Genomic DNA, 14,621 nt, shown 5'->3' on the forward strand with positions numbered 1-14,621 from the left:
AATCTTAAAATTTTATAGTAAAAAATGCCATTTTAGAAATTCGTCCGTCTGCGAAGAGCGCTCTTATGGCATATTTATAGGTAGTGTTTATTGTGATACTAGAATCGGATAGTTTTTTGGTTTGCGCCGTAACCATTTGCATGAGCTGCATGGGTTCATCGGCGGTAGCTTTGTAAATTTCAAAACTTTCAACTCCAGTTGCGGTGTAGTCCCATGATAAATCAATACTGTTGGTCGTTGTATTGGGTTGTGCATAAAACCCTTTTACGGCCGGCATTACGGAGGATTTAGGAACAAAAATGGCTATTTCGGGCGAGGGGTCAGAGGTTAAATTACTTTCGTCCTTAGCAAAAATAGAATAATGATAGGTTGATCCCTCAGCACTATTGTTATCTTCATAACGCTCTATGTTATCTTTCTTTTCAAATACAGCAATCAAATGATTGTTGTTGTCTTCCCTTCGGTAGAGGTAGTGTGTTGCTACATCTTCGCTTTGGCTATTGATCCATTCTAAAGTGACCCTACCGTCTTTTATCTCATAATTGGTAAACAGAGGTGAAGTAGGTGGGACAACATCTGGTTTTTTAAGTATCAATACTTCCGAAAAAGAAGACATGTTATAATGGGTATCTACCGCCATTATTTTGTAATACACTTTACTATTCAGACTTTTAAGGACTACATTGTCTTGGTAGTTGTTGGGTTCGCTCGGACTTATGGTTAATTGACTGAATTCTTCGTTAGGGTTGTTTCCCTTAAAAATTCGGTATCCCATAAGATCCTCTTCTTTATTAGGATCCCAAGATATTTTCACCACTCCTAGACTATCAATTACTCCTTTTAAATTAAGGGGTTTAGATGGAGGGATAGAATCTACGGGTTGTACTAGCATTGGGAAGGAAGTTCTGTTACCGCCTTGTTTTCCTACGGCAGTTATGGTAAAATAATTGGTAGATGCTAGTTTGTTGTATAGTATGGATCTGCTTTTGGGTGCAATATTTTTTACAACAGGGAGGTATTTATCATCATCGGTGTCCGAACGGTTGAGTTCGAATCCAGTGATTTCAGAATTTCCTTCTTCATCAAATTCCCAAGTTAGCGTTACGGTTTTGTCATCTTTAAAATCTTTGATGGTCAAATGCGGTACAAATTTTAAGATTGATTTTCCTTTTCCCGAAACCATTTCGGAGTAAGGACCTAATTCTCCAAAAGCAGAAATTCCTTGAATTCGATAACTGTATTGTTGGTTATTGGCAATAGAGTCAACATAAAAAATACGATTGTTATTTTCGTTTTCTTGATTCATGCTCGTGTAGGGTTTATTGGTAATGCGTTCGAAGTGCTTCTTGTCTAAGGAACGCTCTACATAATAACTCCCATATGCATGTGCGAGGATTTTAAAATTCCAACTCAGCATCGTGCTTTTGTCTGTAAAATGAGCGGTAAAATCCATGGGTTTGGGTAAGTCTTCGTATTCTTTTGGCCCTACAAAAACGCCACCGTATTGTATGGTTAGTTCTTCTGCGGGTACATTAGAAGATACTCTGTAAGTATATTTTTCGTTCTTTAGCACCGTTTTATCTTCAAAACCCAAACCTGCTTTTTTTGCCATTTCAAAATCCTTGTCGGCAGCAAATAGGGCAAATGTAAAACGTTGCTCATTTTCTTCCGATATATTGACAATAGATTGCAATTGATTTAGACCTGTTACTCCAAAACTTTCGCCATAAAGCGCTTGCGCAATGATGGCGGCATTGTCATTTTCTTCAATAGTTTTCTCCCAATTTTCGAGTGGTTCTGGTTGGAATACTTTGGCTAAAACTACTTTTTCAGGATTAGCCAATGTTTTATTGTCTCGGGTTACGGTATAGCGTTCGAGTTGGTATCCATACTTGTTTAGTTTTTTCCAAGCAAGGGCGTCACTGGGAGCCCAACGCAGTAGAATTTTGTCTTTTTGTACCCTTACAATGACTTGAATTTTAGATTCTTTTTCTGGTGTTGCTTTTTCTGTCGAGATGTTCTTCTGTGCATAAGTAGTGCTATATCCCAAAAAAAATAATGCTATTATATATTGAAACTTCATGCTAATTTGATTTATTGAATGTAAAAATTGAACCCGAACTCGTGCCTGCTTGCCCTCCAGGAAGTATATAGTTTAATTTTATGTTGTAAGTACCTTGTTTTATATAAGGGAATTCTCCATGTAAAAGGTAATCGTATTTTTGCATCATGGCTTGATTTGGAGAGTCTACGTATTTACTGGAAACTTTATATCGCAAGTCTTTAAAATCACTTTTGTAATAAGAAGGCTGGTTATATCTAAATGGTAAATACTCTTTGAGCATAAAGCTAGAAGGATTATTGATGATATAACTTTGGTACCAAGCTAAAACTTCAACCCCTTTTACTGGTGGTACTCCTAATATATCTGTGTTTCTATCCAATTTTATTTCATTTTCTAAAGGATACCCTTTGTAAATAAGAGGATAGATTTCATTTAAATAGTAGCTGTCGTCTAATACTGCCTCAACGCTTACTAAAGGTTTGTCTAATGTTTTTGAATTTCCAATTATTTCTATTTCATCAAATGGTTCAGTAGATTCATTCAAGGATTGTAAAGCATGTACATCCATATAGATAATCTCCACTAAGGTTTGTTTTGGTTTCTTAGCTTCCATTTTTTCTTTAAAACTGGTGTATTGACTGGTGCTAAAATTATATTTCAACATTTCAGTTCCTTCTCCACCTACAACCGTTTCATTGAGTTTATTGCTTTTTATCTCTACGTTGACATCAGCGGCAAGCTCTTGTTTTTCATAGTTTTGAGTTAAGTTGTTGTTAGCATCTGTTTTTGTCTCTAGCGTCATCAAGGATAGCGAATAGGGTTTTGTCGTTTTTAGAACAGGTAGTTCAATATTTACTCTTTTATTGGCAGTGTCATAACTGATAGTACTGCTTGCAGTATTATCGGTTGTTTTATAAAATGCTTTTTGGGATTGACCAGGTTTCAAATTAAATAAATAGGCTTGTCCTTGTTTTAAAACGACATACGCTTGTTTACTCTCTTTTTGATAGACGTATTTTTGATCGAAAACAGGATAACAATAAGCAATATTTGTCACGGGGATATTGTTTGGTGCCGTTCCTGTAGTAAAGTTTCTAATTTCAGTTTCGGTAGCAATTTGACCTTTATCATATACGGTTGCCCAGGTTCCATTTACGTTTTCTTGAAAACTCACTTTGGCTGTAAGGGTTAGTTTTGAGTTTTGTGGTAATACTTCGGTTGCATTAAAGCTCAGTAAATCTTTGGTGTTATTCCAACTAAGTGTCCCAATAACGGGTACTCCTTCATTCTTTACGGTGCATTCTTCGAGTTTTAATCTATAGGTTTTTGTGCCTGTTTCGCCATCAATGACAAAATTTTTCTCTATAGGCATGTTAAAACCTACTTGTGGTATGGTAAATACATTGACGTCTTTACTTCCTTCGCTTGGATTGATTTCGGCAATGGTTTTGAGACCTTCTAATGGATTACTGCTAACGAATTCACATTGCGATCCAAATTCAAGTTTAAATCTAAAACTACCTTTTACGGCTCCTCCTAGTAAATCATAATACCCTCCTAAATACCCACGAATCCAGACAGGGTTAGGTAATTTGGCTTGCAAAATAACCGCGCCACCCCCTTTTATGATTGGAATTTTTTTGCGAATCATAAAGAGTTTTACATCTATTCCCATTTCGCCTTGTAAATAAGCATAAGATTGTCCATTGGCATACCAGCCATTTATACCAATTTGTCCAGTTCCTTTGCATAATGCTTCTCCATAATCTTTGACCATGACATCAAATCCTAATCCTGCTTCAAAATTGGCATAGAATACTAAAAAGTTCATGTTTCCTGTTTTTATGCTAAAGTCCGAGCCAAAAGCAAAACCTTTTCCTGATCCTAAAGTACTGGCATTTTCAGATCGCATATAATCTAATGAACCTACATCTAATTTTAGTATTTGAGCAACAATTGCTGGCGGAGGGGGACTGGCAGGAATATCGTCACCCATCATAAAATAACCGCCCGCTTCTACTACTATAGATCCTATACCCATCTTTAAGCCTAGTCTATCAGTAGGAGTTCCCATATGGACATACCATTTATTCGGAGCAAAATGAAGTACTGCCCAACCCGCTCTGTTTTTTGAAGCTCTTCCCATAATTACACCATCAAGGAAATTGACATACAAGTCAAATGAACCGTGAAGGGTGCTGCTTCTAAAATCATATTCGATAGCCGCATAGGCATTAAGTCCCGGTTGTCCAGAAACTTTATCGGGGTAAACTTGTTTTGCCGCTTCGGTCAAGTTGCTTTCTTTGGTTTTGTCTAATGTTTCTTTGGGTATTTTGGCTTCTGCTTCAACAACCGATTTTAAACCGTCTTTTAATTTATCTAAGCCCGATGTGAATCCAAAAGTTTGCATGACGTGTCCTTCTCCATAAATACTAATCCTATTTAATCCGCCATGTTTATTAAACGCAATCTCAAATCCTGCACCTCCCCAAAAAGCATCTGGTTTGGCAGCATTGGCAAAATGAATCATGGCTTTTATTCCTAAACCAGATTCAAAATCAGGCACATAAACAGAACCTGATGCGGTAAAACTAGAGCTAAATCCTGCTTTCTTCATTTGATAATAGGCACCTCCTCCAAAACCCGAAATCACAAAGGCAGCACCACACGGAATAGTCAAACCATCTACCATGGCATCTACATACCAATACCTAAAATCCTTGTTGGTGATTGCATCTTCTACTTTTCCAAAAATGGCATTGGCTTCTACTTTTATACCTCCTTTAAACTCGGCACTCAAATTCCCCGCAAATCCATCACCATAAATAGGATCGTCATTTCTTAGATCTATATGTCCTTCAAATTTTGCACCACCAATATCGGCTTTCAAATAGATTCTGTTAATTACTAATTTATGGAATTTCCATTTTTGAATACCTTCGTCTTCTCCAAATTTTCCAACAATAGATAAACTGGTAGCCCCTTTAAAACTGTCTTTTTGTAAATTAATGGCAATAGTAAATCCTAATGATGCTGAAGTCTTCTCGAATTCCATAGCAATATTGGATATGGTAACAGGGAAATTAGCCACTTTTACTTCTCCTTTATAACCAAAGTAGCTTGCTGTGATATAAGGTGTAACGGTTTGTAATTGTAAGTTTTGGAATTCAATTCCTTGAAAATCGACCGTTTTTTTATCGTCTTTTTCGTCTTGGCTATTACTTCCTTTTATTGCTAAATTGCCATTTAATACTGCTTTTGGAAGAAAAACACCGTCTTTTACTTTTAGTTCGATATAGGAACCTGGTGTGAATTTTGCTTTTGCTTTGAATAAAGAGAAAGCAATATCTTTTTTTGTAGTGGCTCTTAATAGGTATTCATTGTCTATAGGGTTGATAATGGCGGCGTAGTCTAGCGCAACATTATTAGTTTGCTCGCCTGTTGCTTTCTTTGATACTGGTAGAACGATTGATCCATTAAAAGCAGCAGCAGTTAAGGCATTTGCCCTGAAATTCATTTCAAAATGAGCAACAGAAAATTGCCATTTTGAAGCATCTCCCTCATTTAATTTTAAAACGTCGTCAGCAGAAAAAGTACCTGACACCCCCATTCTGTCAATTAATAAATCAGTTGCTTTAAACGTAATTCTTTCCTTGCTCCCTTTTTTCTTAAACTGTTTCGGAAGTACCACTTGTAATGAGCTTACATATAGTCCTCTCCATAGTTCTTCATTTCCAGCAACCAAATAATCTTGTTGATAATCCTTTGGCCAATTTATATTTTTAGAATTCCTTATGTCACTTAAATCAATTACAGCATTGTTTAATTCAAAACAAGTTCCTTTAAAAGAGGTTAATTGAAATTTAGGCAAAGAGATTTCTACCAGGATATCATTCCAATTTGATACAATGGTTTTAAAAGAGCCTATTACGCGCTCCGTTTTTCCAATTACGTTATTTTCGGCATCAACAGGTTCTAGCATTGATCTCGAGAATTCCACATCTGCAGTAATGCCTAGTTCTTTAAAGCCATTACAATCAATAGTTACGTAGGTTTTGTTTTCTACTTTACCAGTACTCATATTCATTCCGCCTTTTAAAACTAATAAGGCTTTATCTCCATTGATTTTTAACGGGAAATCGCCAAGTAAAACTAAATTGGTATCGCCAACCAAACCTCCTTTGTGAGAAAGTTTAATGTTGTTCGCTCCAAAAAAAAGTTCTTTTTGTTTACCATTAGAATCAATTTGTGGAATTATGATCCGTACAAAGGCTGTTAGTTCAGTATATTCTGGGGTGAATTTGGCATTGCTTATCCCCAACATGTATTGGGTTTTATTGATTGTTTTTTTGATACCAATAGGCAACATCGAAAGATTTTTTTCAGCCAATAATGCAGTAGTGTTATCTGTACTATCAATTTTTTTAAAAACTGCCATAGCGGTTTTCAAATCATCATTCGTACCTGTAGCAATTGGGTAATTTTTCTTGAGGAAGCTCTCTGTAAACTCGCTTTTAAGAAAAGTGGATGCAGTTTGGGGAATGGTAATTTTTGAATAGCTTTTTTTTGAGCTTGTATTTAAAGCTGTTTTAAGTTTGCTTTTTTTTGGGGTTGCTATTGAATCTGTTAGCGTGTTGGAGAAACAATTTAAATTTACAAATAACAATAAAAGTATCGTGAAATATAGGGTTGAAGTATTTTTGTTCAATTTATTACAGATTATAGGTTACAAGAAAAAAACAGCGAATGTATATTTTCTTATTTTATTGGATAAGTTTAAAAAGTTGCAAATGTAGTTGATTATATTTTTTTTTAACAAGAAATAATAACATTTCTATAGGGTGGTATTTAATGGTATATGAAATACTTAGAATGTTATGTGACTGCTATTTTTTTTGTTTTCAAAATAACTGTTTCAAAATCTTAATTTAGGATACTATTGTGATAATTTTGTTTTACCAAAAATATTTTGAAACCTTATTTAAGGTACTATGGTTGCTTAAAAAAGATTCCAATAAAAATGATGTAACATAAAAGAACAATTGGTTTTGTCTGATTTAGAAATAATTATTCTTGTGATTGAATCTTCTTTTTTATATTTATTAAGGTTCAATTTACAAAATTTTAAATTTTAATGCTTTTTTGAATAAATATTGAATTATATTTTGTTTGAATGTGATTTATAAGTGTATATTTGACTTTATTTAAGTTTAAAAAGAGAAATATGGTTTTTATATCATAATATTATAAAAAATTTACATCTAGACTTTAAAGATTAAATATGTTTTATATATTTGGACTTTAAAATTTTTGCTTTTTTATTCAAAAAATATTGCAAAAAATACAAGATATTAGTTTCTAACGATAAAATTTACAACATGGCATTAAAAGGGCTTTTTAGAAAAAAAACAGTTCAAGATATTTTAAAACAGGTCGAAAAAAATAATCTAGAGGGACATGATGCTCTAGGAAAACATTTGACGGCCAAAGATTTAACAGCCTTCGGAATTGCAGCCATTGTAGGGGCTGGTATTTTTAGTACCATAGGAAAAGCTAGTTTTGACGGAGGTCCGGCAGTAATCTTCTTGTTTTTGTTTACGGCTATTGCTTGTAGCTTTGCTGCTTTTGCTTATGCTGAGTTTGCTTCGATGGTTCCGGTTTCTGGAAGTGCTTACACCTATTCCTATGTTGCTTTTGGGGAAATTATAGCTTGGATTATTGGTTGGGCTTTAATTATGGAATACTCGGTTGGAAATATAACAGTTGCCATATCGTGGAGTGATTACTTTACGAGCTTACTCTCTAGCGGAGGAATCGATTTACCACAATGGGTACAAATGGATTATCTAACAGCTTCAAACGGCTTTAAAGATGCTACAGCCCTGATGGAAGGCGGAAAGACTTTTGAGAACCTAAGTGTAGGAATGCAAAATGCCCATACCGCTTGGAAAACATCTCCGATGATCGGTTCTTTTCATTTTGTTGCCGATTTACCAGCGCTTTTGATTATTGTTTTGATTACGGCCTTGATTTACCGCGGAATGAAAGAATCTCGTAATGCTAGTAATATAATGGTAGTGGTTAAGCTTTGTATCGTTCTTTTGGTAATTGCCGTGGGTATTTTTTATGTGGACACTACCAATTGGCATCCTTTTGCTCCTAATGGAGTTTCGGGAGTTTTAAAAGGAGTTTCGGCAGTGTTCTTTGCCTATATTGGTTTTGATGCTATTTCGACAACCGCCGAAGAGTGTAAAGACCCGCAACGTGATTTGCCAAGAGGGATGATGTGGGCGATTATTATTTGTACGATTCTATATATTGCCATTGCACTGGTTCTTACAGGTATGGTAAGTTATAATACCTTGAATGTAGGCGATCCATTGGCTTTTGTGTTTGATCAATTGCATTTAAAATGGATGTCGGGGATTATTGCCGTGAGTGCTGTAGTGGCCATGGCGAGTGTTTTATTGGTTTTTCAAATGGGACAGCCGCGTATCTGGATGAGTATGAGCCGTGATGGTTTGTTACCAAAAAAATTCTCTACGGTGCACCCAAAATTCAAAACACCTTCTTTTGCCACAATCGTAGTTGGTTTTGTAGTTGCGGTTCCTGCTTTGTTTTTGAATTTAACCATGGTAACTGATTTATGTAGTATCGGAACATTATTTGCTTTTGTATTGGTATGCGCTGGGGTTTTGGCTTTGCAAAATAGAACTGACATTCCAAGAGGTAAATTCAAAACGCCTTATGTAAATTCAAAATATATTTTTCCTTTATTAATCGTGATCGCTTTGGTTTTCTCTTTTGGATACAACAAAAAAGCAACTATGGGTTTCATTACCAATGAAACTAAGATCAACGATTCGGAATTTATTATTACCTCATTAAATAAAGAAGAGACTCAAAAAGTATATGATTATTTGGTAAGCATTGAAGGAAAAACGAACGCTACCGAAAAACTGGATGTGGAGCATTTGTTGAGCCAATACCAAGAGGATGATGACAAGTATGCTTCTGTGGTTGCAGGATTGCCTATCGCTGATTCCGTGAAGTATGAAAGCGGATTTGATTTATTCAAGCACAAAATACCGATGTGGATTTTCTTAATTGTAGTTGTTGGTTTACTCGTTTGGTCTTACAAAGAAAACTTATCTTTAATTCCACTTTTGGGTTTAATCTGTTGTTTGTATATGATGGCAGAGTTAAGCGTTTGGAACTGGATTTACTTTACTGTTTGGTTACTGTTTGGATTGGTAATTTACTTTGGCTTCAGCCGAAAAAATAGTAAATTGAATTTAAAAGAAAGCTAATCATAGAATATTTTGTAACTATCTAGGTCACAGTTTTCAGTCGCAGTTTTCAGAGTTATCTATAAGCATTGAGCTATCGAGAGTAAACTGAAAAGCAACTGGATAGGGTTGCAATTAATAGAAAAAATCCCCTCGAAAATATTTTTTTGAGGGGATTTTTTATGTCATCAGATTACTGAATAAAAGGCATTCATTTTAAGGAAAATCGACTTAGGTATATGAAAAAATAAGATTTTAAGCTACGTCAGTTCGAGGCATAATTTTTATTCTAAAAAAAGGAATATAAAATGACGTATTACGCCTATCGTCAGGTCATAAGGCTAAAAAATAAACACGACCCGAGCGACAGCGAGTCAAATGCGCCAACGGAATTTTTTGATGCAAAAATCAAAGTTTTTAGAAGGAGGTTTAGAGGTGTAAGAATCCTCAACTTAAGAGCCTCCATTGACATGGCGACATTGTAGAAAAGGTATAAAAACAAAAAAACATAAACAGTTTAATAAGAAATGGGATTTTTAGTTTGTGATCCCCGTAGGACTATTTGCAAATCATTTTATGCAGGATTTTAAGGAATTGGTAAAGTGGAATTCTATTTAATCCGAAATGACATATTTCAAATGTAATTAATTATTCACTATCTATCATAGTCATAATATAATAGTGAAGTACTGCTACTTTGTAACGATAATTTAAGATTTAAATAAATATTCAATAATTCAATTCATATCATTGTTGTGATCTTTAATAGGTTTAATTTATAAAAATAATTTGTTTTTATGTATTTAACTACGTAGTTTTGTATAAAAATATATTTAGCTATGAAAACAAAGATTAGACCCATTGAAAATGAATATGCAGAAGCGGTGATTGATTTAATTTTAACCATCCAGCAAAAGGAATTTAATGTTCCCATCACTTTAGAAGATCAACCTGATCTTTTGGAAATAAATAACTTTTATCATCAGCGGGGAGGCTGTTTTTGGGGTGCCTTTATAGACGGGGAATTAATTGGTACGATTGCCTTGGTCAAGTATGATGATAAAGCAGGTGCTATAAGAAAAATGTTTGTAAAAAAAGAGTATAGAGGCAAAGAACTGTTTATAGCCCAACAACTGTTGGATACATTAATCGCCTATAGTAAGGAAAACGGTTTGCAGCACTTATACCTAGGAACGGTTTCGATATTGGAAGCTGCCCTACGTTTTTATGAAAAAAATAATTTTATGCGTATTGAGAAAAAAGCACTTCCAGAAGCATTCCCTTTAATGTGTGCAGATAATGTATTTTGTCATTTAACATTAAACCAGATATAATGAACGTTATAGACGAATCAGGCATTTTGGCCATATCTACAAGGTTGCAACGCCTCAGTGAACAGCTACGTAAAGATGGTGCTTTGCTTTACAAATCATTTGATATTGAGTTTGAGCCAAAATGGTTTCCGGTCATTTATACCCTTTACCATAAAGGGGTATTGAGTGTGGTCGAAATTGCGAACGAGATTGGTTATACGCACCCCTCAACCATTAGCTTGCTAAAAGAGCTGGAAAAACAAAAACTTATCCGTTCTAAAAAAGATAGGCAGGACGAGCGCAAACGCCTGATCTTGCTTACTGTCAAGGGGCAAGAACTTATTTTAAAAATGAAACCTGTATGGGATATTATGACTAGTGTGCTTAGCGAGATTACAGACAATCAAAACAATTTGCTTAAAGCTATTAATGAAGCTGAAAATAAAATAGCGAATCAGAGTTTCTTGCAAAGGGCATTACAATTAAAAAATGGATAAGAATAATCATGATCACTTTGCGATTTTTGATTATTCCCACTCATAATAAATAAGTTGTAGTTTTCTATTTCCGTTACTTTTAGGACGAGTCAAATACATGTTTTCGGGGTAGAGTATGAGGTGCATAAAAAGGATCGTTTTCCGGATTAAATAAGAAAGCCTAGTCGTAAAGGACCAGGCTTTTTTAGTTTTAACGGTTTCAGGATTTTCAATGTGGCCGATTTTCGGCGCTACTGTTCATACGAAGCACGTCAGCCGCTATATTGCCAAGTCGATATAGATATCAATGCATTTTTATCAACCGAGTGTTTTAAGAATTTCTAAACCTTTGTCCCAATTTGTGTATCCCGAAGAAGCGTTTATGTGTCCTGCATTTCCAATGTTTATAAATTCACTTCCCCAATTCTCCGCGAAGAATTTTGCTCTGTCTAATGAAACCCAAATATCGTCTGCACTTGCTACAACAATTGTCTTGAAGTTTATTTTGTCAAGTGGAATAGGGGCAAAACCAGTCGCTGGGAAAGTGTATTGTGGTGCTTCAAGGTCACTTGGTGCAACAAGTAAAGCTCCTTTGATTTGTCGTCTGTATTTTGTCGCCCAATGAACTATTGTCGAACAGCCTAAACTATGTCCGACAAGTACAACAGTTGAAGGATCAAACTTCGAAACTTTTTTATCAATAGTTTCTATCCATTCTTCACAAGTTGGAGAGTTCCACTCTTGTTGGTGAATTCTAAAAAAATTATCTCCTGATTTTTCAAAATATGTTTGCCAATGTTCTGGTCCTGAATTTCCAAGTCCTGGTACAATTAAATAATTAGTCATTTCTTAATAAGATTATTTGTTACAATTAGTTTTAGAGTGTCGTGTTTTTTTGTATTGTTACCATTTATTCGGATGGAAATTTATTTTTAATATTCAATTCAAAGAAGAAATAAAGTTTAGTGAATGTCAAAGTCCTGAATAAATTGATATTTAAAATATTAGTCAACAAAAATGGTGTCCTCTACATTTTTTTCAAAGCACAAATTTACTGTCCTGACAGCGGCACTTGTTCTATGTATTGTTTTGGCAGGGATTTTAATAAAGTCCCCATTTCGTAAAAATACTGTTTCGGAGCCTGTAATTTCAATTTTTAGTTCACCTTCCAAAACGACAAAGAGTTCTTCGGTGTTATTGTGGTAATGCCATTTATATTCTCCTTGAAAAACAGCAATCCTTAAACAATGGTCATTTACATTTTCAAGAATAAAATTGTCATAAGCTTTGTCAACTGTATCGCTAATTTCTTTAAAATTCTGCTTGGATAAAAATTTTTTTTTGTTCATTTTGTCTGCTGTAATTATTCTGTTCGTGTAGGAATTAATTGTTAGTCTAATATTTCTTTCGTTGTTTGTGATATAAATGTTTTTACCTGTTTTTTGAAATTCGGTTTCGTCTGTTTCCTTGATAATTGCAAAAATCATCTCTTCAATTTTGTCTTTTGAAAGTTCTATGCTCAGTTTCTTATTAATTCTTTCATAAACAAGTTCGGTGTAACAAATTTTGTCTAAAATTTCTCTTTTATAATTGTTCATACTTGCTTTTTCATTTGTTCGTGTTTAAAGATAAATAAATTTCAAAAATTGTTTGTTTTATATTTTCCATTTTCCCCTTATGATTAAATATTTCATGTTCCCGTTTTGGGATTTCTAAACTTGTAAAATGGCTGGGAAACAAATAATTGTTTGATAGGAACCGCTAACCTCTGTTTTTAAAAGAGGTAACACTATTTTAAAACGGGCTTGATAAATGACCAATGAGTTTGTATAATTTTCCAGCTCCCGTTTTTTTCTTGTCTATAAACTTCGGTACAATTCCATTTATAAATGTTTTTCCCTTCATAAGAAAGCAAGTTAAAAGTTAAAACCGCCATTTCATTTGTTGATTGAACTAATGGATTAATCATTTCATATTTATCTACGTGTATTTGCCCTTTTAATGGTTCGTAATGTTTTTTTAGTGCGTCAAATCCTTCCAATCTTTTTTCTGTGAACGGATCAAAATACACCACGTCTTTTGCTGATAAGTCAAGGTAGCCTGTTGGGTCGCCATTATTCCATTTTTCTAAGGCGAATTTTTCCAAAGCAATTATTTTTGCAATAAACTCTGGGTCAGTTTGTGAAAATGATTTCATTGTAGTTATAATTATTTAGCGTTGTTGATTTTTTTTTCTTAGTGCAAAACTATGTGCCATTTTGTAAAATGAACTATAATTAACGTTTGGTCGCTTGACGATGTGGCGGATTAAGGAAGCCTAAATTTTCGGTTATTTTTGTTCCGACTGGTAAAACATATTTAATCATATCTTGACTAATATTTTTGTCATAGACTTTCTCAATTGCCCAACCTAATAAATCTACTGCTGCTAAACAGCCCGCTGCGGTTCCTATATTTTTATGTGTAACAATGTGATAATCTTTTATAACTTCAATTCCTAATGCTTTCAATTCTTCAAACGCAGTTGGATAAGTCGTTGCAGTTATGCCGTTAAGAATTCCTAATGCTCCTAATATTAACGCTCCAGAACACATAGAACAAATTATCTGTTTTTCAGGATTTAAATTAAACTGATTTAGATAATCTAAATCTTTATATAATTTTCTTGTTTCTGGACCACTTGCAAAGAAAACTAAATCAGCATTATTACATTCTTTTATTTTTCCGTGAGTTTCTATTTCAATTCCGCAAACTGATTTATGTTTGTCTTTCGTTCCTACAATTTTTACTTCGAAATCTTTATTATTAATTTTTACTCGGTTTAATAAATCCCAAGCAAGAAATACATCAATATCTGTAAAATTGTCAAATGCTACTATTGTTGCTAATTTCATTTTATTTTTTTTAGTAAACTTTTTAAATGCTGTTGGTGTTCTGGTGTATTTTGTGTTGACATTTTCACAATATATGATAATGAGTTTTCAGTTATTTCAAATATTCTTTCACTATTCTTCATTCTTGGATCATTATGAATAAATTTCATTTTGAAATGTATTTTCTCAATCTCGTTTTCTTTTGTGTATTCTCCAACTAAAACTTCTACCCGTCCACTATCTTGTGAATTGGAAATCTCAAAAATATTTTCTTTATCTTCAAATGGTCTAATAAAACCACTTTCCTAATGTGATGGATTATTATTATGATTTAGCCAAGTTTTTTGTTCATAATGAATTAAATCATTAAATCCATCAAAACTAAATGTTAAGATTTCTTTGTAATCAAAAGGTGCTATTGTTGGAGATTTTCCACTGCCATTTCCTGTCCATTCTCCCAAGAGAGATTTTAATATTTTTCTAAATTCTATTTTGTTGAAATAGGTTGTTGAATTCTCTGTGTTGTTTTACAATGACCGCTAACTAAGGAATAAATGATACTTTTAATTAGTAATACTTTTTTTTGTTTTTCCATTTTTATATTT

At 33.9% G+C, this 14,621-nt stretch carries 9 protein-coding genes and 1 pseudogene; 3 read left to right on the top strand and 7 right to left on the bottom strand.

All coding sequences use genetic code 11. From position 1 onward, the window contains the following. Positions 1-4: 4 nt before the first annotated feature. Together FNW52_RS15890 and FNW52_RS15895 are read right to left on the bottom strand one after the other, a co-directional pair. Entirely contained in the window at positions 5-2,083 is a 2,079-nt protein-coding gene (locus tag FNW52_RS15890) for a fibronectin type III domain-containing protein (protein ID WP_143378429.1), read from the bottom strand. A gap of 1 nt (position 2,084) precedes the next feature. Beyond that, on the bottom strand, positions 2,085-6,773 hold the full coding sequence (locus FNW52_RS15895; RefSeq protein WP_143378431.1) for a hypothetical protein: 4,689 nt from the start codon (positions 6,771-6,773) through the stop codon (positions 2,085-2,087). Between the two features lie 670 nt (positions 6,774-7,443). Here FNW52_RS15895 and FNW52_RS15900 point away from each other — a divergent pair. The 3 genes from FNW52_RS15900 to FNW52_RS15910 all read left to right on the top strand — a co-directional run bounded on the left by FNW52_RS15900 (position 7,444) and on the right by FNW52_RS15910 (position 11,164). After that, entirely contained in the window at positions 7,444-9,375 is a 1,932-nt protein-coding gene (locus FNW52_RS15900; protein WP_143378433.1) for an amino acid permease, read from the top strand. An 818-nt stretch (positions 9,376-10,193) separates the two neighbouring features. Continuing rightward, entirely contained in the window at positions 10,194-10,688 is a 495-nt protein-coding gene (locus FNW52_RS15905) for a GNAT family N-acetyltransferase (protein ID WP_143378435.1), read from the top strand. Then, positions 10,688-11,164, top strand: coding sequence for a MarR family winged helix-turn-helix transcriptional regulator (locus FNW52_RS15910; RefSeq protein WP_143378437.1), 477 nt, complete (start codon positions 10,688-10,690; stop codon positions 11,162-11,164). Before FNW52_RS15905 ends, FNW52_RS15910 begins: the two co-directional genes overlap by 1 nt. Before the next feature lie 297 nt (positions 11,165-11,461). On the opposite strand, the gene FNW52_RS15915 is transcribed toward FNW52_RS15910, so the two are convergent. From FNW52_RS15915 to FNW52_RS21160, 5 genes and pseudogenes are all read right to left on the bottom strand, one after another. After that, positions 11,462-11,989, bottom strand: a complete 528-nt coding sequence (locus FNW52_RS15915; protein WP_143378440.1) for an alpha/beta hydrolase — start codon at positions 11,987-11,989, stop codon at positions 11,462-11,464. Positions 11,990-12,147: 158 nt separating this feature from the next. Then, positions 12,148-12,741: a DUF3781 domain-containing protein gene (locus tag FNW52_RS20980; protein WP_143378442.1), complete on the bottom strand. Its 594-nt coding sequence runs from the start codon at positions 12,739-12,741 to the stop codon at positions 12,148-12,150. Between the two features lie 191 nt (positions 12,742-12,932). Next, the gene (locus FNW52_RS15925) at positions 12,933-13,340 is read right to left on the bottom strand and encodes a DUF4440 domain-containing protein (protein WP_143378444.1); all 408 of its coding nucleotides are present in this window, start codon (positions 13,338-13,340) and stop codon (positions 12,933-12,935) included. Positions 13,341-13,419: 79 nt separating this feature from the next. Continuing rightward, complete coding sequence (locus tag FNW52_RS15930) at positions 13,420-14,037, bottom strand: DJ-1/PfpI family protein (RefSeq protein ID WP_143378445.1); 618 nt, start codon at positions 14,035-14,037, stop codon at positions 13,420-13,422. Then, positions 14,034-14,477: pseudogene (locus tag FNW52_RS21160) on the bottom strand (FABP family protein). The gene FNW52_RS15930 and the pseudogene FNW52_RS21160 overlap by 4 nt, the downstream one beginning before the upstream one ends. Positions 14,478-14,621: the final 144 nt, after the last annotated feature.

This window comes from Flavobacterium sp. ZT3R18, assembly GCF_007097385.1.
Classification (GTDB): Bacteria; Bacteroidota; Bacteroidia; order Flavobacteriales; family Flavobacteriaceae; genus Flavobacterium.